Source organism: Micromonospora antibiotica (assembly GCF_017599305.1).
GTDB classification, from domain to species: domain Bacteria; phylum Actinomycetota; class Actinomycetes; order Mycobacteriales; family Micromonosporaceae; genus Micromonospora; species Micromonospora antibiotica.
This window is the reverse complement of sequence record NZ_JAGFWR010000002.1, coordinates 297,762-324,599: the sequence shown is the minus strand read 5'-3', so window position 1 is coordinate 324,599 and position 26,838 is coordinate 297,762. Positions and strand designations below refer to the sequence as shown.

Annotated in this window: 17 protein-coding genes; all 17 read right to left on the bottom strand. The window is 75.4% G+C overall.

Annotated features, from left to right (window positions below):
* Positions 1 to 78 precede the first annotated feature (78 nt).
* Genes JQN83_RS06305 through JQN83_RS06225 form a run of 17 tightly spaced genes read right to left on the bottom strand, consistent with a single transcriptional unit; the run spans position 79 to position 26,836 of the window.
* Positions 79 to 3,510 (bottom strand): DUF6519 domain-containing protein, encoded by a 3,432-nt coding sequence (locus tag JQN83_RS06305; protein ID WP_208566093.1) that lies wholly within the window; start codon positions 3,508 to 3,510, stop codon positions 79 to 81.
* Entirely contained in the window at positions 3,507 to 5,630 is a 2,124-nt protein-coding gene (locus JQN83_RS06300) for a phage tail protein (RefSeq protein ID WP_208566092.1), read from the bottom strand. Before JQN83_RS06300 ends, JQN83_RS06305 begins: the two co-directional genes overlap by 4 nt.
* Positions 5,627 to 8,083 carry a baseplate J/gp47 family protein gene (locus JQN83_RS06295; protein ID WP_208566091.1) on the bottom strand — a complete coding sequence of 819 codons (2,457 nt, stop codon included), beginning with the start codon at positions 8,081 to 8,083 and terminating at the stop codon, positions 5,627 to 5,629. The genes JQN83_RS06300 and JQN83_RS06295 overlap by 4 nt, the downstream gene beginning before the upstream one ends.
* Positions 8,080 to 10,455, bottom strand: coding sequence for a putative baseplate assembly protein (locus tag JQN83_RS06290; RefSeq protein ID WP_208566090.1), 2,376 nt, complete (start codon positions 10,453 to 10,455; stop codon positions 8,080 to 8,082). Before JQN83_RS06290 ends, JQN83_RS06295 begins: the two co-directional genes overlap by 4 nt.
* On the bottom strand, positions 10,452 to 10,814 hold the full coding sequence (locus tag JQN83_RS06285; RefSeq protein ID WP_088645888.1) for a GPW/gp25 family protein: 363 nt from the start codon (positions 10,812 to 10,814) through the stop codon (positions 10,452 to 10,454). Before JQN83_RS06285 ends, JQN83_RS06290 begins: the two co-directional genes overlap by 4 nt.
* A complete protein-coding gene (locus tag JQN83_RS06280) occupies positions 10,811 to 11,155 on the bottom strand; it encodes a hypothetical protein (protein ID WP_208566089.1) in 345 nt (114 codons plus the stop codon). Before JQN83_RS06280 ends, JQN83_RS06285 begins: the two co-directional genes overlap by 4 nt.
* Complete coding sequence (locus tag JQN83_RS06275; RefSeq protein WP_067303923.1) at positions 11,155 to 11,661, bottom strand: phage baseplate assembly protein V; 507 nt, start codon at positions 11,659 to 11,661, stop codon at positions 11,155 to 11,157. The genes JQN83_RS06280 and JQN83_RS06275 overlap by 1 nt, the downstream gene beginning before the upstream one ends.
* Positions 11,658 to 12,809, bottom strand: a complete 1,152-nt coding sequence (locus JQN83_RS06270) for a hypothetical protein (protein WP_208566088.1) — start codon at positions 12,807 to 12,809, stop codon at positions 11,658 to 11,660. Before JQN83_RS06270 ends, JQN83_RS06275 begins: the two co-directional genes overlap by 4 nt.
* A complete protein-coding gene (locus JQN83_RS06265; protein ID WP_208566087.1) occupies positions 12,802 to 13,224 on the bottom strand; it encodes a hypothetical protein in 423 nt (140 codons plus the stop codon). Before JQN83_RS06265 ends, JQN83_RS06270 begins: the two co-directional genes overlap by 8 nt.
* Positions 13,221 to 13,865, bottom strand: coding sequence for a hypothetical protein (locus JQN83_RS06260; protein WP_208566086.1), 645 nt, complete (start codon positions 13,863 to 13,865; stop codon positions 13,221 to 13,223). Before JQN83_RS06260 ends, JQN83_RS06265 begins: the two co-directional genes overlap by 4 nt.
* Positions 13,862 to 21,412 (bottom strand): eCIS core domain-containing protein, encoded by a 7,551-nt coding sequence (locus JQN83_RS06255; RefSeq protein WP_208566085.1) that lies wholly within the window; start codon positions 21,410 to 21,412, stop codon positions 13,862 to 13,864. The genes JQN83_RS06260 and JQN83_RS06255 overlap by 4 nt, the downstream gene beginning before the upstream one ends.
* Positions 21,409 to 21,651, bottom strand: coding sequence for a hypothetical protein (locus tag JQN83_RS06250; protein WP_208566084.1), 243 nt, complete (start codon positions 21,649 to 21,651; stop codon positions 21,409 to 21,411). Before JQN83_RS06250 ends, JQN83_RS06255 begins: the two co-directional genes overlap by 4 nt.
* Entirely contained in the window at positions 21,648 to 23,486 is a 1,839-nt protein-coding gene (locus JQN83_RS06245) for an ATP-binding protein (RefSeq protein WP_208566083.1), read from the bottom strand. The genes JQN83_RS06250 and JQN83_RS06245 overlap by 4 nt, the downstream gene beginning before the upstream one ends.
* A complete protein-coding gene (locus JQN83_RS06240) occupies positions 23,486 to 24,772 on the bottom strand; it encodes a Pvc16 family protein (protein ID WP_208566082.1) in 1,287 nt (428 codons plus the stop codon). The genes JQN83_RS06245 and JQN83_RS06240 overlap by 1 nt, the downstream gene beginning before the upstream one ends.
* The gene (locus JQN83_RS06235) at positions 24,769 to 25,608 is read right to left on the bottom strand and encodes a hypothetical protein (protein WP_208566081.1); all 840 of its coding nucleotides are present in this window, start codon (positions 25,606 to 25,608) and stop codon (positions 24,769 to 24,771) included. The genes JQN83_RS06240 and JQN83_RS06235 overlap by 4 nt, the downstream gene beginning before the upstream one ends.
* The gene (locus JQN83_RS06230; protein ID WP_208566080.1) at positions 25,605 to 26,321 is read right to left on the bottom strand and encodes a hypothetical protein; all 717 of its coding nucleotides are present in this window, start codon (positions 26,319 to 26,321) and stop codon (positions 25,605 to 25,607) included. Before JQN83_RS06230 ends, JQN83_RS06235 begins: the two co-directional genes overlap by 4 nt.
* Positions 26,318 to 26,836: a phage tail protein gene (locus JQN83_RS06225; protein WP_208566079.1), complete on the bottom strand. Its 519-nt coding sequence runs from the start codon at positions 26,834 to 26,836 to the stop codon at positions 26,318 to 26,320. Before JQN83_RS06225 ends, JQN83_RS06230 begins: the two co-directional genes overlap by 4 nt.
* Positions 26,837 to 26,838 lie beyond the last annotated feature (2 nt).

Here is a 26,838-nt window from a genome sequence, read left to right as displayed (position 1 = left end):
ATCCGCAACCGTGCTAAGTGGCAGTCACCATGAGCGTAGTCCCGCCCGCCGGGCCGACGCAGTCGTGCTTGTGACAGCTCAACTGACGTTGCCCGAGCTGCGCGCACCCCCGGCCACCTGGATGGAACCGTTCGACGAGACGTTGTCGGTGACCGACCACAGCCGCTTCGCCGGCGCCCCCGACCAGGACGGGTTGCACAGGATCGCCGGCTCGCAGTTCTGCACCAGGTTGTCGCGGATCGCCATGATCGGACCCCCGGCGGCGAAGGCCCAGATGCCGACGCCCGCCCCGGCGGCCACCGAGATCCGGTTGTCGGAGACGAACACGTGCCGGATGCTGCCGATCTTGATGCCCCGGATGGTGCCCGAACCACGCCACCACGCCTGGTAGAGGTGGATGTCGTTGCCGGTCACCCGAATGGTGCGGCCCTGGATCGGCGGTCCCTTGTGGTAGGAGACCCCGATGTGGATCCCCTCGGCGACCTGGTCGATGCGGCAGTCGGAGACCTCGACGTCGCCGACCGCCGTACCGCCGCCGATCACCACCGCGCAGGCCCCGACGGAGACCTCCGCCGCAGCGGTCAGGTCCCGCCGGTAACCACCGGCGTACTTCTCGCCGAAGGCCGGCTCCAGCAGGATCCGGTCGGCGACGCTGCGCAGGTGCTTCGCCGCCGCCGACGGGGTCTGCACCGGGCGCGACGGCGGCGACGCGGCCACCGCCGCCTCCCAGGCGCCCTGGCTCAACGCCGAATCGAAGCGCAGGCTCGCCCCCGGCGCCGGCAGTGCCACCTCCCGGCGGTCGCGGGCGATGTCGTCGGCCTCCCGCACGTCGATCCCCTCACCGACCAGGTAATCGCGCAGCGTCTTGCGGCCCTCGTCGGTGTCGAAGATCCGCCCGGCGTTCTGCCCGAGCCGCCCCTTGAGCGAGGTGAGCTGCCGCTTGTACGAGGGCAGCTGGGCCGGGTCCTCGGTGGCCAGGTCCGCCAGCCGCAGCACGTACGCCTCGGCGGCCCCGGCGGTGCGCTGGTCCTCGGCGGTGGGCGGGCGCAGGGTGGTCAGGGTCTTCCACTCGCTCTGCGGGACCATCGAGTTCATCCGTACGCCCCACCGGCCGACCCGGACCACGGTGTTCCACTCGCCCGTCTCCAACCGGTCGTCGCGGTCCAGGGCGAGCCTCCCCACCAACTGGGTGGCGAGCTGGCTGCGGAACTTCTGGTCCTTGACCAGCTCGGCCAGGGTCAGCGAGGCCGGCCGGGGTGGGCAGGAGAACCGGCACCGGGTGATCACCGCGTGGTCCGGGTTCACCAGCAACACACCCTGCTGGCCGTGGCCGATGAGGAAGTCCGAGTCGAGCACCCGGACCTTCCCGGGGGCCGCGCCCTGGTCGTTGCGGACGGTCAGGCAGGTGCTCTGCGGTGACGCGCCGGCCACCCCGGTGAGCTGGCAGTGCTCGATCGTCACCTCGGCGCAGTTGAGCGCCGACACCGGGCCGAGCCGCCCCTCGGCGGCAGCCGGGCCGGGAGTCTCCACCGCCAGGTGCGACACCGACACGGTGCCGCAGTTGACGAACATCAGCGCGAACTCCTGACCCTGCACCCGGATCCGACTGGCCGGCCCGCTGCCCAGCACCCGGATGTTGGCCCGGCCGGTGAAGGTGACCGGCACGGTGCTGGTGTAGAGGCCGGGGGCGAAGCAGATCAGCACGTCCCCGGCAGGCAGCGTGGTGAGCGCCTGCACCCAGTCGATGCCCGGCCGGATGGTGATGGTCGCCCACCCACCGGTGGCGGACGCGGCGAGCTGGTTGATGGCGGCCTGGACGGTGGTCGCCCCGGCCAGCGACGGCCGCCCGGTCGGGTCGTACGACACCCGGTCGGCGCGCGACAGCGCGGCGGTGAAGGTCAACGGCAGGTGGGCCGGCTGCCCGGCCTCGTCGAGGAGTTGGGCGGTGACCTCCTGGGTGGCGGCGGCCGAGTCGAGTTGCCAGGCGCAGCGGGCCCGGCCGTCGGCACCGGTCTCCACGGTGACGGTGGTGGCGGTGACCGCCCCGGCGGTGAGCCGGCCAGCCCCGCCGGTGACGGTGAACCGGACCCGGGCCTTGGCGACCGGCTGACCGCCCATCGCCACCCCGGTGACCAGGTCGTGCCCGAGCGGCACCAGGGTCGCCGGGCTGCCCGGCACCGGCACCGCCTCCTGGCCGTCCCCGCCGAGCAGGCTCAGCGTGGCCTGCCCGGTCAACGGGGCGAACACCGGCCGGCAGTCGCGTAGCACGCTCCACTGGCTGCCGTCCCAGCTCACGATGCCGATCCGGCCGTGCGCCCGACGCGGCCCGTGCGGGGTCTGCGCCACCGGCGTGGTGCCGACCCGGGGCCACTGGACGTCGTGCAGCGCCGAGCGGGCCGGAAACGACCACCAGTCGCCGGTGCGGAAGCTGCCCGCCGCCGAGAACCGGATCTTGATGCCGAGTTCCAGGTCCACCTCGACGCCGCCGGCCGGCACGGTGCCCCGGCCGTCCCAGCGGCGGACCCGGGGCCGCGACGGGAAGTCCGCCCGGTCGAGGCTGCCGGTGGCGGTGCCCGGCCGGATCACGATCCGGTCCCCCTCCACCCGGTCGACCTGCACCAACGTGCCCGGCAGGCCGTTCTGCTCCCGGCCGTCGTCGGTCAGCTCCACCCAGGAGCCGTTGGTGAAGCCGGCACTGCCGTCGCGGCCGGGGACCTTCACCGTCAGCACGTCGACATCGATGCTCTCCCAGGTCGCCACCGTGGCAGCGTTGTCCCGGGACCAGACGAAACCGGCCACCCCGGGCGCCCCACCGGTCAGGATCTCCACCCGGTAGAACTGGTTGTCCAGCCCGGTGTACGGCGACCCGGTCGGGATCACGCAGTCACCCCCGGAACTGCCCGTCGGGTCGGCACGGACCGCGAGGGTGCCGGTGGAGGCGGCGGTCAGCTCCGCCCAGCCGGGTGGGGTGTCCGCGCAGCCGACCGGGGTGTTGGGCGGCCCGGCCTGCAACAACCGCACCTGCCACACGGTCCGCAGCCGGGTGGTGGTGTCCGGCCCGCCGAGGGCGACCTCCCGCAGCGCCGGGTCCTCGATCGCCGTCACGTGCTGCGACCACCCCTGCAACCAGGCGGCGTACACCCCCGGCGGCACCGGGGTGCCACCGGCCAGCCAGGAGCCGTCGAGCTTACGGACGAACGGGCCGGCCGCCGGCAGGTCCGGCTGGGCGAACACGGACACCGGGGTGTCGTTCTCGCAGAGCACCCCGTCGAGGTAGTAGCGGCCGGCCGACAGCTTCAGGTCGGCCCCGCCGGTCAACCCGAACGCCCCGCCGACCAGCGGCGCACCGGCCGCGCCGACCACGTCGGTCAGCGCGGTGGCCCGCAGGTGCGCCTGGATGTCCTGCTGTTCGTTCCAGTCCGCGTCCAGGTCGACCCGGCCCTGCTGCTTGCGGACGCTCGTCGCGTGCCGCCGTTGGTCGAACGTGACGCGGCTGATGTCGCCCTTCATGGTGTGGTACCTCCGGTCGGCAGGACGGGCAGGGCAGCGGCCACCCGCCCCAGCGGCAGGTACTCCGCCAGCGCGAGGGTGAGGTTGTGCAGGCGTTGCGGGGTCAGGGCACGCCGGAACGCCCCCAGCTCCGCCCCGGACTCCGCCCCCGTACGCAACTCGGTGGCGGCGGTGTCGGCGAGCCGGCCGTAGGTGGCGTCGCCGTAGCGGGTGCTCGCCCAGGCCGGCCCGACCCGGGTGGCCACGTCCGGGTCGTCGGGTTGAGCCTGCTGGGCCAGGTCCGGTTGGCAGCGGTAGCGGCGCGGGGTGACCGAGCCGGGCCGCAGGTAGCTGAAGCGGACGTACCCCTGTTGCCGGCGGGCCACCGTCACCTGCTGGTCGAACAGGCAGTCGGTGGCGGTCAGCACCCGCGCCGTGGTGGTGCCCAGCACCGTCACCCCGGCCAGTTCCGCCGCCGCGTCCCCGGCGGCCACCGGGCCGTGCACCAGCGTGTCCGTCATGGTCAACGGGCCGTCGGTGGTGGTCAGCGCACCCGTCACGCAGCGGTGCACCACCACCCGGGTCCGGTCGTTGCCGGCGGTGACGGTGAGCCCGGTCGCCGCCGGGCCGACGGTGCAGTGCCGCAACTCCACCAGGCCCAGGCCCGGTCCGCCGTCACCGGGCGCGGCGACGGTCACCGCCCCGGCGACCAGCAGCCCGTCGGCGACCAGCTCACCCGGGCGGTCCCCGACACCGACGCCGGTGACGGCCAGCGTGCCCAGCAGGCAGGGACGCACCCCGACCGGGTCGAGGTCGGTCTGCCGCCGGGGCCGGTCCGGCGGCCGGGGCCACTGCGCGGCCAGCACACTCAACCGGCTGCCCTGCCCCACCCGCACCGACAGGTTCTCCCGGTAACGGTGGCTGTCCAGCACCACGATCCGGCCGGTGCTGCCCGGGTGCGTGGCCTGGAAGTCGTGCCAGGCGGTCACCGCCTCACCCAGCGAGGCGACGACCTCCCCGGCCCGTGGCGGTTCGGTCACGCTCACCGCGAGTTGCCAGTCCACCGGCCCGTCCGCCGCCCCCAGGTCACCCCGGCGGGGGTACGGCCCGGCGCCGACGTCGGCGCTGAACGCGTACCACCAGGAGACCGCGAGGCGGTGCACGGGCCGACCGGCGGCGACGGTGATCCGGCCGCGCACCGGGTCGACCCGCACCACACTGCCGGTCGGCAGCTCCCAGCCGGCCAGGTCGCAGATCCGTAGCAGGTCCAGCGGGACCGGCCGCAGCTCGTCGGCCGGGGTGGGCTGGATCCACACCACGAACGACGGGTCGTCGTCGCGGAACCAGCGCCGCTGCTCGGGTGGGGGCGGGGTGCCGCCGGCGAGCGCCGCCAACTCGTCGCGCAACGGCCGGCGGCGCAGCGGACCGGGCACGTTCGCCTCGTCGGCCCGGTGGTCGATGTCCGGCTCGGTCACCGTCGGCCCGGTCAGCTGCCGGCCCACCCCCACCGGGTCGATCCACCACCGGCCGTCCGCCGGCACCACGGCCGGTGCGGCGGTGGCCCGGTCCAGCCGGTACGACGGCAGCGGCCACACGTACAGGCCGATGTGCCCGATGTTGGGGCGGCCCTGACCGGCGTCCATCGCCCGTACGTCCACCGTCCGGCAGACCGTCTCGAAGGGCCCACCGACCAGCTCCAACGGCGCGGCGGCCCGGATCGACGCGGTGGCCGGCGCGTCGCGGACGTGGTTGACGTGCTGGGTCGCCACCAGCCGTTCGAAGAACTCGACGACGGCGGCGCTCCAGCCGGTGTTGGCCCGGGTCAGCTCCTCCAACGCGGCGGCGGTGCCCTTGCGTCGGCGGAACCGGATGGTGTCGGCGACCCGGGCCCGGTCGGACAGGCCGGTGCCGTCGGCCAGCGGATGCAACTGACCCGCCCCCACCAGCTCACCCAGGTAGGGCACCACCCACTCGGCGCAGGTCTCCACGAACCAGTCGTCGGTGAGTTGGTCCACGTCGGCACCCAACGCGACGGCCTGCTCGGCCATCACCTCCACCAGCGCGTGCAGCACCCCGCCGGCCGCCTCGTCCTGGCTGCGCAGCGCGGCCGGCAGCAGGCCCCAGATCTCCTCGGCCCTCACGATGCCTCCAGCAGGGTGACGTCACCGGCGTCGACGGTGAGCAGATCGGCGGGCAGCAGCACGTCACCGACCCGACGGGCCGGCGCGGCGGTGATCACGTCGAGGCGGGCCGGTGGCTGCCCGGCGTCGTACAGCAGCTCCAGCACCACCGCCGTGACGCCGGGCACCCGGTGCAGCAGCGCCTGCACCTCGCTGGCGCGTACCGGCTGGGCGTAGTCGCGGGCGTCGAAGCTCAACCCGGCGACCAGCGACGCGCGGGCGGCGGTCGAGACCGCCGCGAACCGGTGCCCGGCGGCCAGCAACAGCCGGGCGGTCACCGCCACCCGACGCCGGTGGTGGCCGAGGATCCGCACCGGCACGGTCGCCTGGCGGGCGGCGTCCAGGGCCCGCAGCAGGTCGGCGCGCACCGCCGCGTCCGGCGGGATCTCCGCCCCGTCCGGGCCGGCGACGGTGAGCAGGACCAGCTGCCGGGCGTCGTCCCAGACCAGGTCCGCGCGGGCCTTGCCGATCCCGGCGAAGGCGCGGGCGAAGTCGGCGTGGTCGTCCAGCGAGACGACCCGGCCCAGGGTGCGTACCGCCAGCGGCGCGTTGCGACGGGCCCGGTCCACCCCCTCCGGGTCGTCGGCCCCCGCGGCGGGCACCGGGTTGCCGACCTCCATCAGGCCCAGCGGCCGGGACAGCGGGATCGTCAACCGGCCGGGTGCCAGATCGGCCAGCCGCCCGACGCCGCTGCGGTAGGTGGCCACCACGTTGTCCTGCCCGGTGGGCAGCCGGGCCCCGGTCAGGCCGTCGCCGAAGGTGACCGTGACGGTGCCGTCGTCGGCCCGGCGCACGGTGTAGACCCGGGCGGAGGGGGCCTGCCCGAGCAGCGCCGGAACCTCCTGCCAGCGCACCCCGTCCACCCAGACCGCCAGGGTGGTGCGGGAGCCGCTCGCGGTCGCGGCGGGCACATAGGTCAGCGGCACGTGCCGCAGGCTGAACCGCTGGAACGCCCGCCGTGCGTCGCCGCCCCCGAGCACCTCCGCCCGGCTCTCCCCGTGGGTCGCCGCCGTCACGTTGCCCAGCACCCGGACGCTGTCGCGCCGGTAACGCCGCGTCACGTTGGCCGTCAGGTCCACCGTGGTCTCGTTCCGCACCCGCAGCACGGTCACCACCTCGCCGACCGGCCCGCCGTCCGGGTCGACACCGGTGAGCACCAGCGGGCGGCCCGGCTCCAGCCCCGGCGTCGGCCGGGCCAGCTCCAGGGTCGCCGTCGCCGTCAGCGGGGCGGTCAGCGGTGCGGCGGCCGGCGGCAGCAACCGACTGTCGCCGAGCACGGTGGTGGTGCGCCGGGAGAACATGTTCGAGTCGCCGCCGGCCACGGTGACCCGGGTGGTGCGGGCGGCGATGCCGAAGTCGGCCACCGGCACCTCCGCCACCGCGTCGACCCGGCGCAGCTGCGGCACCCCGGCGGTCTCCAGGACCAGCCACGACCCGGCCACGATCGACGGGTACGACTGGTCCAGGTGCAGCGTCCGCTCCTGGCTGCCCAGCGGGGCGTCCACCCAGCTGTCCTTGCGGGTGGCGTACGCGCCCGGCAGCACCTGGTTGGTGCCCGGGTTCAACTCACCGACCCGCAGCGCCACCGGCAGCGCCGACCACGGCTGCGCCTGGTGCCCGAAGAGCGCGGCCCGCTGCGCCAGCAGGTGCACCTGCACGTCCCGTCCCGGCTGACGCAGGTCCGTGCCGAGCGGCTGGGCGGTCACCGCCGCGTCCAACCCGACCACCGTGTACGCCGGCACCACCGCACCGCCGTCCAGCGCGGTGGCCGCCGCCGGCAGCACCGCGGTGGCCGCGCGCACCCGACGGACGTCGAACCAGTCGGGGCCGAGCACCAGCAGCGCACCCCCCGGGGTAAGCACGGTGTCGGTGCCGGCCAGGTACAGGGTGGCGTCGCCCGGGCGGGGCGCGCGGGGCGCGGTGACCCGCAACCCCACCGCGTTGAGTTCCGGCCGGGCCAGCAGCGGCGTCACCGTCTCGAAGACCTGCGGCAGCTCGCCGGGGCCGGGCACGCTCTGCGCCTGACTGCCCGCCGGGATCGGCACCCCGTCCGGGGCACCGGGGGTGGCGGTGACGGTGAACGACAGCCACGTCGTCGCGGCCACGCCGGGGCGCAGCTCGTAGCCGATCGCGCGGGCCAGCATCAGCACCGAACCGCGTTCGGTGGCGGTGCCGAGGAAACCCTCGTTGGCGATCCGCTCCTGGTAGAAGGCGAGCACGTCCAGGGTCGTCGCCCAGGCGTGCAGCAGCGCCACCGCCGGGTCGTCGACCTCCCGGGTGGTCAGCCCGGCCAGCTCCGGCCGCCCACCGAGCCGGGCCACCAGGTCGGCGGCGAAGTCGGCCTGCCGGCCCAGCCGGTAGGCGATGCCACTGCGGCCGGGCGGGTTGGGCCCCCGGCCCACTCGTGAGGTCACAGTCCACCCACCAGGTCGAGGTGCAGGATGCCGTGCTCCGGCACGCTGGGATCGTTGTCGAGGCGGATCACCTCGGTGTCGCCGGCCCGCAGCACCCGGGCGGCCAGTTCGCCGCCGGCCACCACGCCCACCGGGTGCAGCTCGGTCACCCGGACGTCGGTGACCCCGGGGACACCGACCGCGGCGGCCAGCAGTTGGCTGACGTAGAGCGGGGTGCCGAAGCTGAACCGGTCGGGGTGGAAGAAGCCCCGCACCCCACCGGGCAGGTCGCGGGCGGAGAAGAGGTCCAGCAGGGCCCGGCGTACGTCGGACCGGAACGCGCCCGGGGTGACGCACACCCACAGCCGTAGCTCCACCGGCAGGTCGACCGGGTCGCGCAGTTGCAGGTCGTACCCGGCGACGCGGAACCGGTCGAGCCGCCCGGCCAGCCGTCGGGCCAGCGCCGGCTCGTCGGTGAGCCGCTGCCCGCCGGCCAGGTCGAGGGTGAGGAAGACCGTCCACCACGACCCCGTCCAGCGGACCCGGGCGGTGGCGTTGGCCACCTCGGGTAGCCGCAGGGCCGCCGCCACCCAGTCGGCGGTGGTGACCGCCCGTTCCTGGGTGGCGAAGGCGACCGGGGCGTGCTGCCGGGCGTGCTCGATGTCCTCCGGATCGGTGCCACCGACGGCGGGCAGCGGGTTGGTCGCGGCGAGCAGCCCGACCCGGTCGGTGACCAGGGTGGTCAGCGCGTCGTGGCCGAGGTTGCCGGCCGCCCCGCCGCCGCGCCACCAGGTGACCTGGAAGACCGTGCCGGCCGGTGGTCGCCGCCCCGACACGTCGTCGCCGAACCGCAGGCTCACCCGGCCGTCGCGTTCGCGTTCCGGGACGAAACCCTGGTCGAAGCGGTCGGCGTTGAGCAGGTCCCGGCGGGGCCGCCAACTGCCCTCGATGGTTTCCAACCGGATCAGCGGCACCGCGGCACGCGGGTCCTGGTCGAGGGCCTGACTGGCCGGGGTGTCGGTCGGGAACGGCACCGCCGAGGCGACCGGCTCGCCGGTCAGCACCGGCCGCCACCGGTGTTCGGCGGCGGCCGGGAGCTGCCCGGACACCGCGCTGGCGTGCTGGACGGCGACCAGGTTGGCCCGGGCCACCGCACAGGTCACCAGCTGGCCGGTGCCCGTGCCGGCGACGGAGGCGGTGACGGTCAGCGGGAAGGCCAACCGGTCGGCGGCGCTCCACTCGACCTCCAGCACGGCCACCCCGGTGACCGGGTCGGTGGTGGGGTTCGCCGACACCAGCCGGACCACCTGCCGGTGGGTGGGGTCGGCGTCGGCGCGTCTGCCGGTCTGCGGGGAGAGCACCTCCTCCAGCAGCAGCAGGTCACCGGCGGCCAGGCCGGTGGCCGGCAGGTCGACCAGGGTGGCCCGGGTCGCACCGACGGGCAGCCCGCAGTCCCGGCCGCCCCACACGTACAGGGCGATCTCGTTGCGGGCGGCCCGGGGGACGAGCGGGGTCAGCGTCTCGAAGCCGGTCGCGCCGTCGGCCAGTAGCGCCGCCGCGTCGGTGGGCCGTACCGCCGGGGTGGCCCGGTCGGCGGCCAGCACCGGGGTCCCGGCGGGCACACCCCGGCTCTCCACGTCCGACCCGGCGGCCACCCGCACACTGAGCCAGGCGCGGGCCGCGCAACCGTCGTGCACCGCGTAGTCCAGCAGCCGGGCGTGCCGGCGCACGGAGATTCGGCTGCGGGCGGTGCCCAGGTACGCCTCGGTGCCGGCGGCGTCCTGCCGGTAGGACAACCGGTCGGCGACGTGCGCCAGCGCCTCCACCACCGTGATCAGCGGGTCGGCCGGGTGCCGTTCGGCCCCACCGGGCAGGGCGGCGAGCCGGTCGAGCATCAGCCGCCGGAACCCGGCGTAGTCCTTGGCCAGGTAGTCGGCCGGCGCGGTGGTCGGCGGCGGCGTCACGGTGGGGGCGGCCGGTGCCGGGTCCAGGTCGCTGGGACAGTTGGCCTTGAAGGAGAAGGTCTGCACCGACAGCACCGGGTCGAACCCGGGCGGCACCCGGTCGTCCACCGCCGAGCGCACCAACCGCAGGGTGTACGGGGAGAAGTCACCGGCCCGGTCCACCCGGACGGTCAACTCCGCGCCGTTGGCGGCGACGCTGAGCACCCGCACACCGGTGATCCGGACCCCGCCGTCGACCAGTACGTTCCCCACCGCCAGCGCGGCCCCGGCGGGCACCCCGCCGGTCTGGCCGGGCAACGGGTGCAGGAAACCGACGTGCAGCAGCCGCTGGTCGGTGGCGTCCACCTCGACCCAGTCGATGCCGTTGAAGGCGCTGCCCGGCCGGCCCACCTCGGCCCGCCGCTCGTCGTCGTCGCAGCGCACGCTCATCCCGCACCCCTTTCCACCGACACCTGCGCCGGCCGGCCGGTGGCCCGCAGCCGGTACCCGACGTGCACCCGCACCGCCGCCTCGGCCAGGTCGACCCGGACGTCGTCGACCTCGATCAGCTCACCGAGCCAGCGCTGCAACGCGCTGCGGGCCTGCAACTCGGCGGTGCCCACCACCGCGTCGTCGACCGGGGCGAACAGCAACTGGCCGAGACCCGCACCGAAGTCCGGCCGGTTGACCCGTTCGCCGGGGGCGGTGAACAGCACCGCCTCCACCAGGTCGGCGACGTGCCGCTCCGGGCCGGCCAGGCCGGAGCGGCCCCGGTTGTCCGGTCGCCACGGAAACGCCGGGTAGGTCATGACGCCACCGCCCGGACCTGGACGCCGGCCACCGTCGGCGGCCCCTGCGGAATGCCCTCCGCGCTGACCCCGAGCCCGGCGCTGGTGGCGAGCACCGGCGGCTGCCCGTTGACCAGCACCCGGGCCGCCGGGGTGGTCCACCGGAGCTGGACGCAGGGCTGCGGTTTGGTGCCCGCGCCCACCGGCACCTGGAACGGGCACCCGGTGACCGGGTACGCGTCGGTGGCGGTGACCACCGGCAGGCCGCCGACCAGCACCCGCGCGTTGCCGGTCTGCGGGGTGACCGGGCCGGTGTGCGGGCAGGTGAGCACGGCACCGACGTGCAGCAGCGGGCCGGGCATCAGGTCACCGTCAACGCGGTCTGGTTGACCGCGACGGTCGGCCCGACCAGGGTGATCGAGGCACCCTTGCCGTTGGAGATGATGATCCCGGTGTCGTTGATCGAGATCATCGCCCCGGTCAGCGTCTTGAGCAGGATGCCGCCGGTCGGGCCGGGAGCGTCGGAGATCATCAGGGTGGCCTGGCCGGGGGTCTGCAACACGATCGGCGGGGTGGGCGGCGGGGCCGACGACACCAGCGCCGGGATCTCCGCCTTGGAGCCGTACCAGCAGCCCGTCCAGATCGGATGGTCGGCGTCGCCCTGCTCGAACTCCACCCACACCCCGGTGCCCGGCAACGGCACGGCGAACATGCCGGCCTGGATGCCGGCCAGCGGGAAACAGGGCATCGCCCAGCTCGACGGGGGGAGCGTGACGTCCGGAACGGTCACCTGGATGCGGCCCTGCTGCAACGGATCGAGGTGGTTGACCACCGTGCCGCGATACTTGCCGTAGTACCTCGTCGTCATGGCTGTGCCCTTCCCGAGGTGGAGACCTGGGCGTTGCGGCCCAGGGTGAACCGCTGCTTGACCTCGCCCGCCTTGACCGTGGTGGTCACGCTGCGCACCACGTACTCACCGTCGTAGGCGCGACCCGCCCCGCGCACCCCGACCAGCCGCCGGCAGCGCAGCAGCCGGCCGTAGCGCAGCACGTCCAACGAGCCGGACCCGGTGATCACGTTCGCCGACTGGGCGGCCCGGGCCAGGCCCCGGGCGAGGGTCTGGACGACGTCCATCCGGGCGGTGGCGTCGTCGGTGCCGCCCGGGTTCGACCGCCCGATGTTCATCCGCCGGTACGACAACGGAATCGGGATCTTGCGGCCCAGCGGCGGGTTGAGCGGGCTGACGTCCGGCACCGGCAGCGGAATCGGCACCCGTACCTGCTCCGGGAACGCGGTGAGCAGGTAGACGGTCTTCTGCACCCCGTCGAAGGAGAACGACAACGACTCCACGTTGGCGCCCGCGTCGGCGTTGACCGTCAACGCCGGCTGCGGCTGACCGGCCCGCACCTCCGGCCCCCAGTAGGCGGTGTTCATCCCCGGGGTCGGCCCCGGCTCCACATAGAACGTGTAGCCCACCTCGTCGGCGAGCTGCGACACGTACGCGAAGGTGGTGCCGCGTACCGCCGGGATCCGCTGCACCGGGTTCGGCGCGAACACCAGCACGCTGGGCACCACCATCGGCACCACCCCGTACGCGGCGAACGGGGCGAGCAGGGTCAGCACCCGGGCCTCCGCCGGCATCGGCATCGGCAGGTCCGACAGGTCGATCAGGTCCATCATCTGGCTCACGTCCACCCCGGTGAGGGTGAGCGTCGACGCGCCCGCGTCGTTGCTGCGGGCCACGTCGTGCCGGGTCACCACCCCGTCGGAGAGCACCTGCGGCCGGCCGTCGACGTGCAGCACCAGCAGCAGCCGGGTCGGCGGGTCGAGGCTGCCGTCGGCGAGCATCCGCTCCACCAGCGACCCCCGGCCCAGCGCCAGGCGCAGCTGAAAGCCCGAGCGCTGCCCGGCGTTCTGGGTGACCTGCGCCTCCTGCACCGCCGCCACCAGCTCCATCGGGGCCGGCCGGAAGGTCAACGGCCCGGTCAGCACCTGCAACCGCACCCCGCTAGGCATCGAGGCCCCCCGGGAACCCCTCGGGCAGGGCGACCCGGACCACCTGGCCCGGCTGCTCCAGCTCCGCCGGGTCGAAGACGCCGTTGGCGTCGCAGAGCTGCCAGAACGCGGTGGGGTCGCCGACGGTCCGACCGGCCAGCAGGTCCACCCGGTCCCCGTCGGCGACCGGTTCCCAGCCGGCGGTGGCGAGCCGGTCCGCGGGCGGCACGAACCGGCGACGCAGGTGCACGACCTCCCGACCGGTGTCCGGGTCGACGGTGACGGTGGTGCCCACGGTGGCGTACCGGCTGTCGGGGGGGACCGCCCCGGGTGCCGGCGTGTCGACGCCACCCGCGCCGGTCGCGGCGAAGAGGGTCTGCGCGACCCGGCTCTGCGCGGCCACCAGGGCCGGATCGGTGTCCGTCGGGTCGCTCATGGCAGCCGGTCGATGCCGAGGTCGGCCAGCCGCCCGCCGCGCGCCCGGCCGGCGAGCTGTTCGAGCTGCTGGTGGGCGGCCATGGCCAGGCCACCGGCCCGGCCGTCGGTGCCCACGTCGTTGACGGTCAACACCCGCAGACCCAGTCGGATCTTGGCGCGGATCGGATTCAGCATCGGGTCGAACGCCTCCTCGGTGATGGTCAGCTCGGTGATCCGTACCGGCCAGAGCCGGCGTCGTCCGAAGGCCAGCAGCACCAGCGGCGCCGGCGGCGGCACCACCTCCAGGGTGCCGGCGGCCAACAGCGCCGCGGCGTCCTGCACCGCGGCCAGGCTGGGATAGGCCAGCGACTCCAGGGCGGCCAGCTGGGCGGTCAACCCCAGCTCCACCGCCTCGGGGTCGGTGAGCTGGTCGGCGGCGTCGAGGTCGGCCTCCAGGGTGAGCGTCTGCACCGGCGGGCCGGTGATCCGCAACGCCTCGCCCCGCGCCCCGCCCTCGGCCCCGGCCGTCTTGAGCTGGAAGCCCCGGGTCAACGAGTCCGGGTTGTACTGCAGGGTGATCACCCGCCGGCTGCGCCCGCTATCCGGGTCGAGCACGACCAGGCCGGCGCGCAGCAACCGGGGGCTGAGGGGACTGGTCACGGGGTGCCTCCAGAGGTGGGACGCCGCCAGCGGATCCGCTCCGCCACGGCCCGGGTGATCCGGCCCTGCATCAGCAGCGGGTCCAACCCGCTGAAGTCGACGGTGCAGTCGGTCAGGTCGGTGATCCGGATCTGCCCGGTCGACAGGCCGAGCCCGTCGAAGAGCAGGTTCACCCGGGCCACCGTGGCGCTCTGCAACGACACCGGCCGCAGCCGACCCGGCAGGCCGCCCCCACCGGCGGCCCGGCGTACCCCACCGCCGACGGCGAGGTGCACCAGCGCGTCGGGGGCCAGCACGATCTCGTTGCTACCGCCCAGCGGCAGGGTGATCTCCCGGGGGTTGTTGATCGACAGGTCCACGTCGACGTTGCCGATCGCCAACCTGCCGGGCGGACCGGTCGACGGTTCGTCGCTCTGCACGTCGGCGATGGTGTGCAGCAGGTCGTCACGGGAGGCGGCGGTCGGCCGCAGCAGCCGGTTGAGGCGTACCAGGTGCTCGGTGCGGGCCTGGCTGACCTCGCCGGTGTCGAGTTGCCACCGTAGGAGGTCGATGTCGTTGTCCGGCGGGGGAGCGCCCTCCGCCCCGAAGCTGGGCAGGTGCACCCGGTAGACCAGGTCGTCGCCCTCGACGATGAACCGGCCCGGGGTCCACCACGGCAGCGCGCCGGTGAGCCGGCGGTAGTCGACCGCCCCGTCACGCAACGCCAGCCGCACCTCCCAGCTGCGCTCACCCCACAGGAACCCGTCGTGGGTGACGTCGAAGTCGATGTGCCCGTTGAGGCTGTCCAGCACCTCACCGATGCGGTAGGCGTCCAACACCCGCACCAGGGCGTCCCATTTCCCGGCCAGGGCGGCCCGGCGCTGCGCGCTGGTGGTCCGGGCGGGCGGGGCCGGGATCGGGGAGCCGCCGCCGAGCATGGTGGCCAGGTCCAGCACGAACCGGGCGTTGCGGATGTCCAACGACGGCAGCTCGCCCGACCCGCTGGTCAGGTCGTGGGTGAGGTCGCCGAGCAGCCCCTGCTCGACGAAGATGTACAACCCGAGCCCGCTGTCGGTGAAACTCAGCCCGGTCACCTCACCACCGCGTACGGCGATCCGCCGGCCGGGGGCCGCCGTGCCGTCCGGCCCGGCCGGGTCCTGCTCGTAGCCGATCGAGGTGAACCGTAGCCCGTACTCGGGGCGGCCGGTCGGTGCGCCGAGGAACAGCAGTTGCCGGCGCGGGTCGGCGGTGACCTGGGCGCTGATCGCGGTCAGCGTGGGCTGCGCCAGGTTGAGCCGCAGCCCACCGTGGTCGAGGAAGTCGACGCTGAGCCCACCGGCGGTGAAGTCGGCCGTGCCGCCGGACAGGAACGTGCCGATGTCGAAGCCGACCCGGGCCGCCTCGATGGCCCCGATCCGCAGGCCGCCGAGGATCCGCATCCCTTCCGCAGTGCGGGTCGCCTCCACCAGGAAGCCGTCCTGCCCGGCCGCCGGCACCAGCCGCAGCTCCCCGAGCACCGCCTCGATGTCCGAGCTGAGCCGGATGGTGACGCCGTCGTGCAGATCCACCAGCAGCCCGCTGGCCCGGGTCTGCTGCACCACCAGCTCCCGCAGCAGCAACCGGCGGAACCGGCCGCCCGGCGTGCCCGCCGGCCACAGGTCGACCCGGGCCCGCGCGCTGATGCCGAGCAGGGTGATCGCCCCCGCGCCCGACGGGATCCGCAGGCCGAGCGCCGCACCCTGCCAGTTCAGCGCGTCCACCGAGATGGTGGCCAGGCTCAGCCCCGGCTGCCCGTCCGGGCCGATCTCGATGTGGTCCGGGCCGACGCTGACCACGCCGGTGTCCAGCCCCTGGATGCTGACGTGCTGGTCGTGTTCGCCCGGCCGGGGACCGACGCCGAGCTGAGCCTCACCGCCGACCACCCGGGCCTGGATCCGGCCGCCCCGACCGAAGGCGAGGGTGAGCTGGGCGGCCCACAACGCGCCGTCGACGTGCAGCGCGGCGTCGATCCGGCCGGCGATCTCCACCCGGGTCGCCCCGGTGGTGAGCCGTCCGGCGGTCACCCCCGCCGCCGCCGACCAGCGCAGGCCGCGCAGGTCCACGTCGAGGATCTCCAGCGGCGGCCGGTCCGGCTCCCCGGCCGGGAGCGGTTCGGGTCGGCCGAGGCCGACGTCGAGCACCCCGTCGCGGTAGCGCAGGTCCCGCCCGGTGATCCGGGCGATGTGCAGCCGCTCCAGGTGCAGCGCGGCGGTGGCCGGGACGACCCGACCGGCGGCGTCGCGCTGCTCCGGCGTGCTGTCCCAGCGACCGCTGGCGGTCAGCCCGTCCAGCACGGTCGCCCCCCGGGAGACGATGCGCCCGTCGCCGGCCCGCCAGTCGATCGCGCCCAGCTCGATGCGGGCCGGGCCGACGTCCTCGAAGCGCAGCCCGCCGGCCCGCTCGGTGACCAGCCGGCCGCCGAGCCCCGCCCGGCGTACGGTGACCGCGCCGTCCGGGGTCCGCAGGGTCGTGTCGGTGAGGGTGAGCCCGTCGAGCTGGATGCGTTGGCTGTCGGTGGGGTCGCTGAGGATCCGGCCGGTCACCGGGTCGACCTGGTGCGGCCCGGCCCGGATCAGGTCCACGGTCACCGTGGCGGCGTTCGGGCGGGTCGCCCGGCCACCCACGGTGCCGGTGATCGTGGTCGGGCCGCCATGCACCGCGCGGGACACCACGGCGAACCGGAGCCGGTCGAGCTGACCGACGGTCAACCGCCCGGAGTAGGTCAGCTCCTCGCCGGTGAGGTCCACGTCGAGGTCCCGCAGCCGCACCCCGATCAGCGCGCCGGAGACCACCTCGACGCTCATCCCCGGCGCCGGGTCGGTGACGTCCATGCCGATCCGGTCGGCGTCGATCCGGTCGATGACCAGGTTGCGGACCAGCGCGCCACGGACCTGCCGGCCGGTGGCGGTTACGCCGGTGCGGACCCGCACGTCGAGGCTCATCCGACCGATCCGGGTGCTGCCCCGGGAGTAGACGCTGCGACCGGGGGAGTCCAACGCCAACCCGGTCAGCTCGGTCTGCTCCACCACCAGGTCGGGCAGGCGCAGGTCGTCGCCGTCGGGCAGCACCCGGCCGTGGATCGCCTCGCCGGGTGTGCCGTCGGCGCGGGCCGGTGCGGTGAACGCGATCCGCTGCGCCTGCACGCCCGGCCCGGAGACCCCGGTCACCGCCAGTTCACCCACCCCGAACCCGACGGCGGTCCGGCCGACCGGCAACCCCGCGGCGGCGGCCGGGCCGGCCAGCTCGGCGGGGAGCGCACCACCGCCGACGGTGTCGAGGTCGGCGCGTACCCGCAGCCGGGACGCCGCCAACCGCTCCACGCTGGTGGCCCCGGCCCGGACGTCGGTGGCGGTCAGCTCGGCCAGCCGCACCTGCACCCCGAGGGTGGCCGGGTCCAGGGTGACGTCGAGCCCGCCGACGGTCAGCCCGCCGGCGGTGATGCCGAAGTACCGGCGGGCCCGTTCCCGCAGCAGCTGAAGCTCCTGCTCCTGGGCCCGGGTGCGGTGTCGCGGCAGGGGGCGGCCGGCCGGGTCGACCGGTTCGGCGGCCAGCGACTCCAACTCCCGCAACCGGTCCAGGTCGGTCAGCCAGCGGGTCAGCTCCGCCCGCCGGTCCGCCCAGCGTGGCTCGGCGGGCAGCGCGGCGAGTTGGGCGGCGACGTCGGCCCGGGTGGGCAGGTCCCCGGCGGTGATCCGCAGCGCCGGTGCGCCGGCCGGGCCGGGCAGCAGCCGTACCCCGGCGAGGGTGGCCGACCCGGTGCTGCCCCGGGCCGTCGTCGCCGCGTCGACCGGGACCCGGTCGCGGCGGAACCTGGTGATCAGCTCGTCGTCGGGCAGGTACTCGCCGATGCGCGACGGCAGGGACGCCTCGGCGTGGATCGGGTCGACCTCCACCCCGGCGGCCTCGACCCGGCCGGTCAGCCCGGTGACCCGGATGCCGCCGATGTCGATCGCGCCGCCGACGGACTGGCGCAACTGGTCGGAGAGTTCCACCAGCCGGCGGCGTTCGGCCTCGGACAGCGACTCGGCGTGCCAGCGGTGCCGGGCCTCCAACCGGTCCAGTTCCCGCTCGGCCGGCTCCAGCGTGGTGAGCTGGCTGTCGACGGCGCGCAGCCGCTCCTCCAGGTTGGCACGTTGCGCCCCGGTGGCGGTCTCGCGGCGCAGCCGCAGCGACTCCTGCTCGGCACGCAACCGGGCCGGCAGGCTGGTGGCCACCCCGATCAGCGTGCGACCCACCTCGATCCGGCCGACCTGTTGCAGGCCGGCGAAGGAGAGCCCCTCGGCGGTGGCGCTGGAGAAGCTGACCCGCAGCGAGTGCATCATCTCCACCGCGTCGGTGACCCGTTCGCCGACCCCACGGGGCGGGCGGAACACCCCGTCGGTGAGCAGCCCGATCGTCGCGTTGGCCAGCGGGGTGAAGATCTCCCCGGCGGTCAGCGAGGTGAACTGCTGGGCCAGGAACGGCGCTCCGGCCGTGTACGGGGCCAGCAACGCGTCGCTGATCTTGGACAGGAACGGCAGCCCACCGTAGAACGAGATGACGTTGTGCAGCAGGTGGATCAGCGGGTCAATGACGGGGATGCCGACCCAGCCGTGCCGGCCCGGCTCGGTCACGTTCTCCTGCCCGGTCGCCCCGGCCCGGAACGCCAGCGTGGACAGCCCGAACCGGGTCAGGCCGAGCATCCCGCCGGGCAGCCCGTCGCTGGCGTACACCACGTCGGAGACGCTCAACGCGCCCATCCCGGCCTGCGCGCCGACCGGCCGCTCGTAGCCCCGGTCGGAGAACGAGGCGACGATGTCCAGGTCGGTCAGGGTGACCCGGCCGGTCCGCAGCGAACTGCCGGTGAAGGTGCGGTTGACCCCGTCGAGTTCCAACCGGGGCAGCCGGACCCGCAGCACCCCCTGCCGGGCGTCCACCGACAGCGACAGCCGGTTGGTGCGTTCCCGGTCGGTGTCGCGCAGCCGGGCACCACCCAGGTCGCCGCTGATCCACTGGGCGTCGTGCAGGTCGAACTCGTCGACGGTGACCTCGTCGGTGAACAGGCTCAACCCGGTGCGGCTGAGAAACAGCAGCTTCAGCCCCACCGCGACCAGCCGGGCCAGGTCACCCACCACGGTCGGCAGGCCGTCGGTGCGCAACGACTCCGGGTCGAACGAGGGCCGGCGGGTCGCGTGGTAGAGCCGCAGCTCCGCCACCAGGGTCGCCAGGTCGGGCAGCAGGTCCGCGCGCACCTCCCGGGAGCGCAGGAACACCCACCGCCGGTCGTCCAGCGCGTACGCCTGGATGATCAACGACCGCAGCTCGGTGACCCGCCCGGCCCGCCAGAGCCGGTCGTCGCGCAACCGGTCGCGCAGCTGGTCGCGGGCCTCCACACGGCGCGGACCGGAGATCGCGGTGACGGCGAGGGAGGCGCGCATCTGCGGGGTCATCCCGGACTGCATCCGGGCCCACCGGTCCGGATCGTCGGCGGCCAGCCGGGTCTGGTCGGCCACCGGCAGGCTGCGCACCAGCTGGAAGGCCAGCCACGCCTCCCGGGGGTTCACCGCCCAGTCGGTCAGCCCGATCGCCAGCAGGCCACGGACCTGCCGTTCCAGATGCGCCGGGTCGCGCAGGGCCAGCAGGTCGAGCAACTCGGCCCGCCACATCTCGTGGGTCAGGTACGCATCCGGTAGGGCGGCGAGGATGCGGTCCAGGTCGCGCAGCGCGTCTAGCCGGTGCACGGCGGCCCGCAACGCCTCCCGGCCCCGGGCATCCGGCCCGGCGGTCGCCCCGGTCGGCCGGTCGTAGCCGATCAACCGGCGGACCAGCTCGACGGCCTTCACCCCGTCCAGGCCGTCCTGCACGATCCGGTGGATGTCGGCGACGAGCCGCTCGGCGTCGACCTGCCCGCCGCTGCGCCGGCGGCGGTCCCACGGCTCGGCGAGGGCGCCCACGCCGGTGTAGCCGCCACCGAGCACATCCTCGGCCGGGATGTTCTCCTCCAACCGGTCGAACCAGCTGCCCTGGTCCAGCCGCCGCCACCGGTCCTGCGCGGCCAGCGGGAGACTACGCAGCAGCAGGTACGCGAAGCGGGCCTCATGGTCGCGGATCGCCCAGTCGAACACCCCGTACGACAGCAGTCCCTCCACCCGGGACAGGTTGCGGTGCTCCGGGCGGGCGGCGAGCACGACCAGCAGCCGGGGGCCGAGCGGCGCGTCGACCCGCTTCTCCTCCCACGGCAACTGGTCGAGCAGGGTGTCGAGGTGGCCGCCGTCGTCGAGCTGGCGGACCGCGTACCGCAGCCTCGGACCCGGCTCGGGCGGCCCGGCGGCGGCCGACGCGGCGGTGGCCGGGGCACCGGCGGTGGGTGCGGCGGGGGCCAGGTCGGCGAGCTGGCGCAGCGCCTCGTCGGCCCGACGGTCGCCGATCGACCGTTGCACCCGCCGCAGCAGGGCGGCCAGATCGGTGTCCCGGTCGAGGCGGGCGTCGTCGGCCGACGCCCCACCCAGGATGGTGACCTGCTCGCGCAGGGCGTCGGCGTCGTTGCCCGACGGGGGCCGCTCGGCCAGCAACGCCCGGAACTGCGCCTTGCGGTCACCGCCCAGCAGCTCCCGCAACACACTGGTCCGCAGGGCCCGCAGCACGTTCAGCGCGGTGCGCCGCTGCACCGGGTCGAGCCCCTCGGCGCTCAACCCGTGCACGTTGTCGGCTTCCAGCACCCGCAGCAGGTAGGGGGTCTGCCCGCCGAGGGCGGCCAGCGCGGCACGCGGGTACGCCCGGTGGTGGTCGTCGTCGAGGTTGCCGGCCAGGTCGGTGCGCCGGGGCGCGGGCAGGCTGTGCACCAGGCTGCGGGCGACCACGAACGGCAGGGTGTCCAGGATCCGCAGGCAGCCCCGCACGTCGTCGCCGGAGACCCAGAGGCCGTCGAGCAGGTCGATCATGCGGGCCCGTTCCGCCCGGTACCGGCGCTCCACCAGCGCGCCCAGCTCCGCCTCCAACGGGCCGGTCCCGGCCTCGTCGGCCGGCACCCGGTCGGGGGCCGGCGGGCTGGCCGGGCGCGGCGGGGTGGCGACCGCACCGGTGTCGGCGGCGACCGCACCTGCCGGCAACCGGGCCACCGGCGTCCACAGTGCCCGCCCGGCCGAGGCGGCGTCGGCCAACGCCCGCGCCTCGCCCTCCGGGTCGGTCGCCCGCTGCCCCGGGTACGCCGTGCCGGCTGTCGCCTGCGCCAGGTGCCCCAACTCATGCACCAGCAGGGCCCGCCCGGCCGCCCGGGACGGGTCGAAGCCCGGGGCCAGGTGCACCGCGCCGTCGGCGAGCAGCCCGCGCGCGCCGTGGTTGGCGGCCCGTCGACCCGCCGCACCGAGGTGCACCCGTACGGCGTCCGGCCGCAGCCCCAACGCCGGGGCGTACCGGTCGACCAGTTCACGGGTCAGCGTGGCGAGGGCGTCGTCGCGGCCCGGTGCGGGTTGCGTCGGCGGTGGGGCAGCCCGGTGGGCGGCAGTCTCCCGGGCGGCTCCCGCGCCGGTGGCCGGGTCGGGGCTGGTCATCGGCCCACCCCCGGCAGCCGCAGCCGGGCCCAGATCGTCTCGGCCAGCGCGGTCGGCAGGTCGTCGCCGGCGGATGGGGCGCTGGCCGGTGCGCCGGCCGACGGCAGGCCACGATCGGCGACCAGCCGGCTCAACCGGGTGCCCACCTCGGCTGCGAGGGTGGCGTCGACCGGCCCGTCGACGCCGGTGAGGACCAACCGGCGGATGTCGACCTCGATGGTCGTGACCTCGATGTTCATGACCACAACCCGGGGTCGGCGGGCCGGTCGTGTTTGGCGTACTCGGCGGCGACCGCGTCGAGCACGTGCCGCATCCCGACCGGGTCACCCTCCCCGGCGGCGACCAGCGCGGCCCGCAGCGCCACGGTGTGGATGTCCCCACCGGTGAGGTCCAGCGCGGCGAGGCGGGGCAGGTCCAGATCGGCGGTGGCGACCCCGGTCGGGAAGGCCCGCCGCCACAGGCCGGCCCGCTCGGCGGGACCGGGGTGTCCGAACGGGACCACCACCCGCAGCCGACGCAGGAACGCCGGATCGATGGCGGTGCGCATGTTGGTGGTCAGCACCGCCACGCCCCGGTACTGCTCCATCCGTTGCAGCAGGTACGACACCTCGATGTTGGCGTACCGGTCGTGGCTGTCGCGTACCTCGGACCGGCGGCCGAACAGGGCGTCGGCCTCGTCGAAGAGCAGCACGGTGCCGCCCCGCTCGGCGGCGTCGAAGATCCGCCGCAGCTGCTTCTCGGTCTCACCGATCCACTTGCTCACCACGGTCGCCAGGTCGACCCGGTGCAGGTCCAGCCCGAGTGCGCCAGCCACCACCTCGGCGGCGAGGGTCTTGCCGGTGCCGCTGGGCCCGGCGAACAGCGCGGCCACCCCGAGACCCCGGCCGGTCCGACCGGCGAAGCCCTGCTCCGCCAGGAGGGCGCGGCCGGCCGCCGCGGCGGTCAACTGACGTAGCTGGGTCAGGGCGGGGGCGGGAAGCACCAGGTCGTCCCACCCGGCCCGTACGTCGATCCGTTCGGCCAACCCGTCCAGGTCCCGCCGGACCCGCTCACGGACCAGCCCCCGCGCCACCGCCATCGGGTCGACGGTCGGACCGGGGGCGGCGGAGTCGAGGATCTCCCGGTGTCCCAGGTCGAACTCCCGGGCCAGGACGGCGGCGGCTGCCTCGGCGTGACCGGGCAGCGACTCCCGCCACAGCGCCCGCTGCTCGGCCCGGGACGGCCGGTCCACCGTCGGCCCGGGGGCCACCCCGTCGAGGGCGACGGCGCGGGGGACGCTGACCACCACGTCACCGACGAGCCGGGCCAGCAACTGCGCCACGGCGGCGCTCACCTCGGGTGGCTCGTCGCCGGTCAGGTCGACGACCAGCACCGGATCGGCGAGCACCACCTCCCGGTTCCACAGCCGGGCGAACGCGTCCCGGTCGGTCACCGCGCGGGGCAGGTCGGCTGCGGCCACCCGGTGCCCGGCCCGGCCCACCGTCGCGCACGCCGCCGCCAGCACGTCGACCCGGTCGGCGGGGTCGGGCCCGCAGACCCGCAGCGGGCGACGGCCGCCCTGCCAGGCGGCGCAGAGCTGCTGCGCGGCCCGGCGACGGCTGGCCGGCAGGACGGCCGGCGGCGGGGGCAACGACACCAGGTAGGGCCGCAACCGTTCGTCGAGCCGTCCGACGCCGCGCAGCTCGTGCAGGACCCGCTCGTCGACCCGCAGCGGGGCGTGCGGCAGTGGCCCCTCACCCAACTCCACCAGCCGCGCCGCGCGCAGCGGACGGTCGGCGGCGAGGGCGTCCCAGTGCCCGCCGGGCAGGGCGTCCAGGCACCAGGCGAAGGTCGGCGGTCGGTCGAGCAGACCCAACTCCCCGGCGACCGAGGCGACCAGCACGTCCCGTTCGAAGGCGGTCAGCCCGAACCCGGTGGCGATCCGGTGCGGGGTCGACCCGTCGGCCGGGCCGTCCGGGGCCGGTTCGCCCTTGAGGAGCAGGTGGATCCGCTCCACCTCGGCGGCCAGCCCACCGTCGTGCCCGGAGGCCGGCGGTGGGCCGGGCCAGCGGGCGGCCGGGCGTGGGGCGGGCATCACAGCACCACGGCGGGGCCGTCGTACCGGCCGGTCGGGTCGGCGTGCAGCGGACTGTCCACCCCGTCCACCCGCAACCGGGCCAGGTAGGTGCCGGCGGGCAGGTCCTGGAAGGCGAAGCTGATCCGCCCGGTGTGCTGCCCACCGGACGGCACCCCGTTGTCGGCCGGCGCGCCGAGCACCGTGCCACCCGCCCCGGTCAGCCCGAGGGTGACCTGCTGGCCGGCCTCGACCTCCGGCACGACGTCGACGGTGACCGTGCCGGTACGCAGCACCACCCCGTCGACCGTCCGGCTGGACCCGACCACCACGTCGCCGGGGGCGACGGTGATCGTCGGCTGGTAGCTGACCGGTACCGCGTCGGAGCTGATCGCCGGCCGGGGCGTGGGTGGGTCACCCAACGCCACCGAGTGGGTGACGACCAGGCCACGGACCCCGGCCGCGACGGGCCGGTCGAAGGCGGACATCGGCAGCCGCAACTCACCGGCCGAGGCGGTGGCCGGGCTGGCCGAGGCCGTCCCGATCCGCACCCGGACGTCCGGCCCGGCCAGGTTACGGCCGGTCACCACCAGCGTCGCACCAGCCGTGACGGGGGTGCCGGTCGGCCCGTCGGCGCGGACCAGGTCCACCTCGGGGCCGTCGACGTCGACGGTGCCGGCGGTGACCGCGCGGACCGGCAGGGGCTCCCGGGCACCACGCAGCGGGTCGATCAGCACCACCGACACGTCGAAGAAGACACTGCTGCGGTACGGCGCGCTGAACGCCGACCAGAGCCGGAAGCTCTCCTCCCCGCCGGGGCTGTTGGTGACGCTGACCCGGAGCAGTTCGACCTGCTCGGCGAGGCGGGAGTCGGCCACCGCGGCGGGCAGCGTCGGGTCGGGCGGGTCGGGGGCGAGTGACCGGCGGATCGTCGCCCGGGTCAGCACCGGCGTCTCGTGCAGCATCGCCAGCAGGTGGCCGAGCAGGATCTCCCCGGTCAACGGGTCGTGGCCGTAGACGCTGGCCACGTAGTGCAGGTCGACGCCGAGCGGCGGCGCGGCGACGTCGTCCCCGCCGGTGCTGCGCGGCGGCGGGCCGAGGTTGGCCCAGGTCGGGTTCCGGGTCACCCGGCTGAGGAACAGGTTGACCTGGTTGCCCTCCTGGTTGCCGACGGTCACCCGGTCCGGTGGGCCCGCCGAGACGGAGACCCCGCCGACCGCCGACGAGGCGCCGGTGGCCCGCAGGTAGGCCATCAGCTGCCCGCGCAGCACGGCGGTGACGGCGGCCAGGGCGTACCCGGTGCTCATCGCGGCACCCCCGCCCCGCGCAGGTACGACTCCAACTCCGGTGCCGGCCCCGGGGCGACGGCCGGGGCGGCGGCGGTGGCCGGTGTGGTGGCCGCCGGTGCGGTCGCGGGCCGCCGGTTGCCGGCGAGGCGTACCTCGATCCGGTCGATGTGCACGTGCACGGTGACCGGCTCCGGGCTCCGGGCGGTGGCCCGGGTGACCGGGGGGCGGTGCCCGGGGGTGGCGGGCGGTGCGGGAGGCGGCACGGTGCCGGCGCGCACCGGCGCGACGGCCGGGGGCGGGACGACGGGGTGCGGGGCGGGGGTGTGGGCCGGCGGCCGGTCCGGGTGGTCCCGGCGGGATGGCTGCGGGGACCGCTGCGCGGCGGTGGGGGTGGCCGGCGGCGGGGGCGGCGTGGCCCGGCCCGTCGGCACGCCGACAGGCGGGACGGAGCCGGAACCGGTCGCCGGAGCGGGCAGGGGTGCGGGTGCTGGTGGGCGGGTCGCCGCCGCCGGGTTCGGCCCGGCCACCTGGCGTTGCCGCCCTGCGGCGTTGCTGCCCTGCGGTGGCACCGGGTGCGGCGGTTCGGGGGTCGGCATCCGGGCGGCCGGTGAGGCGGGTGTCCCCACCGGGCCGGGCGGTGCCACCGCGACGTGGGGGCGGGGCGTCGGCGGCGGGTCCGGCACCGGTGGGGTGACCGGCCGGCTGGCCGGCGGGGGTGCGGTCAACTCCTGCTCGTCGGCCAGGAACCCGCCCACCTGCGGGGTGTCCGGTTCGAAACGCCCGTGGCCGCGCGGGCGCAGCCGGGGGGCGGTACCGACGGCCAGCGCCGCCAGCGCGGCCAGGTAGCCGGTCACGGGACCCGCTCCAGGTACGCGGCCCGCCGGTGCGGGCCCAGCCCCAGCACCTGCGCCTCCGACCAGCCGTAGGCCCGGGCGAGTCGGTGCACCTCGTCGAGCAGCCGGCGGACCCGGGTGTCGGCGGCCTGCCACGCCCAGGCCGGCACGTCCAGCAGTGCCTCGGTGCTGCCGCCACAGCCGGGACAGGTCAGCGTGACCGCGACGACGCCGAGCGGGTCGCGTTCGGCCATCGCCTCGGACACCGCCGGCAGCGCGGCGGACGGGTCGGCCAGCGGCGGGGTGGCGTCGAGCAGGCAGGCGTCGAACAACCACCGTTCGGCCGCCGCCGCGTCGCCGGCCCGGGCCGCCCCGGCCAGGTCGGCGGTGGTGGGCAGCCGCAGGCTCAGCAGGTGCCCCCGCCAGGTGAGGGTGAACGGCCCGGCGGCCCGGTCCGCGTCGGTGCGGTCCGGTGCGGCGGCCAGCAGGTCGGCGACGCTGAGGGCCACCTCCAGGTGCTCCGGGCAGGCCCGGCAGTCCACCGTGGCCGCCACCCGGCCGCCCGTCCAGTCACCGGCGGCGGCCAGCAGCAGCGCCGTCACCTCGCCCACCGGCAGCCGGTCGGCGTCGGCCCGGCCGAGCAGCAGCAACCCCCGGACCGGCGCGGGCCGACCGAGCGCGCTGTCCCAGGCGTCGACCAGCGCCACCTCGGTCAGCGGCGGCCCCCCGGTCACGACCCGAGCCGGGGTTCGGCCGGTTCGGGCACCGCCTCGTCGCGTTCCCAGCCCTCGTTCTCCAGTTTGATGTGCTCGATCGCCACCGCGTTGGCGTTGGCGTCCAGCTCCGGCAGCGCCTGGTATTCCGAGACCCAGCAGCGGAACAGCCGGTACGACTGGGCGACCTGGCCGGCCTCGTTGAGCAGCTCGATGGTGATGTCCCGGCGGAAGTCGGCCAGAGACACCTCCGAGCCGAGCCCGGCGTGCAGCGCCCAGATCCGTCCGGCCCACTGGGCGAACTCGGCGTCGTGGGTCAGCCCCCGCTCCAGGGTGACCGCCTCGAACTCGGTACGCCCCGGCGACTTGTGGCTGGTCGAGGCGTTGCCGCCGTCGCGGTGCTTGACCACCTCGGTGGTCCGTTTCAGCGCGCTGACCTTGCTGACCCCGGCCACGTAGCGGCCGTCCCACTTCACCCGGAACTTGAAGTTCTTGTACGGGTCGAAGCGCGTCGGGTTGACCGCGAACTGCACCATGA

Coding starts and splice junctions, on each gene's coding strand:
- JQN83_RS06305 (WP_208566093.1), bottom strand. CDS start 3,510: ATGAAGGGCGACATCAGCCGCGTCACGTTCGACCAACGGCGGCACGCG.
- JQN83_RS06290 (WP_208566090.1), bottom strand. CDS start 10,455: ATGAGCGTGCGCTGCGACGACGACGAGCGGCGGGCCGAGGTGGGCCGG.
- JQN83_RS06285 (WP_088645888.1), bottom strand. CDS start 10,814: ATGACCTACCCGGCGTTTCCGTGGCGACCGGACAACCGGGGCCGCTCC.
- JQN83_RS06280 (WP_208566089.1), bottom strand. CDS start 11,155: ATGCCCGGCCCGCTGCTGCACGTCGGTGCCGTGCTCACCTGCCCGCAC.
- JQN83_RS06275 (WP_067303923.1), bottom strand. CDS start 11,661: ATGACGACGAGGTACTACGGCAAGTATCGCGGCACGGTGGTCAACCAC.
- JQN83_RS06270 (WP_208566088.1), bottom strand. CDS start 12,809: ATGCCTAGCGGGGTGCGGTTGCAGGTGCTGACCGGGCCGTTGACCTTC.
- JQN83_RS06265 (WP_208566087.1), bottom strand. CDS start 13,224: ATGAGCGACCCGACGGACACCGATCCGGCCCTGGTGGCCGCGCAGAGC.
- JQN83_RS06255 (WP_208566085.1), bottom strand. CDS start 21,412: ATGACCAGCCCCGACCCGGCCACCGGCGCGGGAGCCGCCCGGGAGACT.
- JQN83_RS06250 (WP_208566084.1), bottom strand. CDS start 21,651: ATGAACATCGAGGTCACGACCATCGAGGTCGACATCCGCCGGTTGGTC.
- JQN83_RS06245 (WP_208566083.1), bottom strand. CDS start 23,486: ATGCCCGCCCCACGCCCGGCCGCCCGCTGGCCCGGCCCACCGCCGGCC.
- JQN83_RS06240 (WP_208566082.1), bottom strand. CDS start 24,772: ATGAGCACCGGGTACGCCCTGGCCGCCGTCACCGCCGTGCTGCGCGGG.
- JQN83_RS06225 (WP_208566079.1), bottom strand. CDS start 26,836: ATGGTGCAGTTCGCGGTCAACCCGACGCGCTTCGACCCGTACAAGAAC.